Genomic DNA, 2,009 nt, shown 5'->3' with positions numbered 1-2,009 from the left:
TTTCCCGTCGGGAGCATCGCTCTTTGTCAGCTTGATCTTGTCCTTGCCATCGAGATGATCGACATTGCCGATCTTTTGTCCATCCGAGGCGATCACGTCCATATGTTCCTTAATCTGAGATGCAGAGGTCATGAGTCTATACTCCCTTATGATCTACTCAGAACGCACGGTCGGACGAAAGGTTCATCAAAACTCTTGCGGCTTTGGCTCCGTCGCCGCGCTGGGGTCGCTTCTTTGGGGCGGTTAATGGCGATCTGGCGCGGGATGTCAGCGCGTCTACGCCGAGGCGAAAACGCCAGCTCAGGTCACCGTGATGCCGGCCAAACGCGGACGACGATGCTTTCGGTCGCGGCGCACATCGGGCAAGCGAAAGTACGCAACTCGAAGCCGGGCTTATCCTGCTCAAGGAGTGAGAGGATCATCGGAGCGTCGCAGTCCGCGCAAAACGGGAGCCCGCTAGTAGCTTTGCCATAGAAAAACGAGGGAACGGAACGATTGAGCATAACGCTTCCCTGGTTGGGCGGGAGCGCAATACTCTCAGTCACCGATAGATGCCGAGACGGGGCGGTGATAACCCCAGCATGACGTTTCGGTTCACGACTCGCTGCTCAATATAGCTCACTCTCGAAGATTTAGAGCTTCCACGAACTAAGGCGGACTCATTCGCCGAGGAACGCTTATGCGTATCCAACATTGACTCAGTTGGAGGTGGCCGATGCCACATTATTATTTCGATATCAAAGACGGCCACAGGCTGGTGGACCCGTCAGGTTTGAACTTCAAAAACGATGATGACGCCCTTGCGAAGGCAGAGGTGATCGCTATCGGAGTTTCTCTCGACAAGCCCGCAGTCGATCCGGAGCGGCACATTGCTGTTCTAAATGTCTCAAGGGAGGAAATCTTCAGGGTGCCGGTTTATTCCAAACCGGCAATTAGCATCAAGTAGATGCTCGCAAGGGCGAGTGCAGTCACGTCCAGATCGACGCAGCAAGCGGCAACACAATGTGGTCTATCGTCATCTCGGATTTGGCAGTTCCATCTCCGCGGAAGAGCGCGGGTGTCCTTTGCCTTCCAGCGTCGACAAACGGCCCTCGATGGTCCTGATGACGTCGACGATCTCCTGTAGCGCGTCCGCCGTTTCAGGCGGTAGCTCGGCTTGATCCCGGATCGTTTGTATCGCTCGCTCGGCCCGCTTGAGTTGGCTGCTCGGCATGGTCATCCTCTGATTGTCTAAATCAAAGGCGAGCGAACGATATTGTTCCAGTCCGAGTTACCGGTGGCTTCGGCGGTTGGAAGTATACAGTTCATCACCAATGGCCTCGACTGCGACCCCAGTATCCGCCGCCACCGAACAAGAGCACTACCAAAACGATAATCAGGATCATTTCCATAGGAATTCTCCGCGATGGCATTATTTGACACGTAGCAAGCATTCAACGGTGTCTTCTAAGTATTGTTCCCGATAAACGTGCAACCCCCAACTTGCATTGCGGGGGTGTGAGCAATTTCGCTCAGTCCTAAGTTCAAATACACGATGCGAGTCGGCATAAGCCAAGCAGCCGAAACCGACGTTCTCGCGTTGCAACTCGTTTTTCGTCACTCCAAATGTCAGCGATGAACTCCGGGCTTATGCTGCACAGCAATATGGTGTGATCGCGCTCGCCCTTGCTGGCAAGTACATCGCCTATAAATTATCCCAGCCGGGTTTGAAACATTCGTAAGGAATTCGCCAGAGAGGCGCCGGGGACGATTTCGCGTACCGGCGTTCAGCATGATCGTCAGAGAGCCTGCTCGGCCTCAACATTGACAACCGATTTCGCCAAAGTTGTCAGGGCGGCATCGGTGGCCTTTTCTTCCTTCAGTGTTGCTTCCAGAAGTGCAACGGCGTCCGGCATGCCAAGTTCTCCGGCCCACGTGCGCAGCGTGCCGTAGCGAGACATCTCGTAGTGCTCGACGGCCTGCGCCGCAGCGAGAAGGCCGGCGTCGAGCGCGGGCATTCCCTTGTAGTC

4 protein-coding genes are annotated in these 2,009 nt (G+C 55.1%); 1 reads left to right on the top strand and 3 read right to left on the bottom strand.

Annotation, left to right across the window (positions count from 1 at the left end):
- A partial coding sequence (locus E8A46_RS18440; protein WP_291563969.1) for a DUF2171 domain-containing protein occupies positions 1 to 132 on the bottom strand: 132 nt, incomplete at its 3' end.
- Positions 133 to 715: 583 nt separating this feature from the next.
- Here E8A46_RS18440 and E8A46_RS18435 point away from each other — a divergent pair.
- Entirely contained in the window at positions 716 to 946 is a 231-nt protein-coding gene (locus E8A46_RS18435) for a hypothetical protein (RefSeq protein ID WP_291563967.1), read from the top strand.
- Positions 947 to 1,015: 69 nt separating this feature from the next.
- On the opposite strand, the gene E8A46_RS18430 is transcribed toward E8A46_RS18435, so the two are convergent.
- A complete protein-coding gene (locus E8A46_RS18430) occupies positions 1,016 to 1,213 on the bottom strand; it encodes a hypothetical protein (RefSeq protein WP_291563965.1) in 198 nt (65 codons plus the stop codon).
- A 565-nt stretch (positions 1,214 to 1,778) separates the two neighbouring features.
- A partial coding sequence (locus tag E8A46_RS18425) for a DUF892 family protein (RefSeq protein ID WP_291563963.1) occupies positions 1,779 to 2,009 on the bottom strand: 231 nt, incomplete at its 5' end.

The organism is Bradyrhizobium sp. (assembly GCF_004799445.1).
Taxonomy (GTDB): Bacteria; Pseudomonadota; Alphaproteobacteria; order Rhizobiales; family Xanthobacteraceae; genus Bradyrhizobium.
The sequence above is the reverse complement of the archived record's forward strand: the minus strand, read 5'-3'. Positions and strand labels throughout refer to the sequence as shown.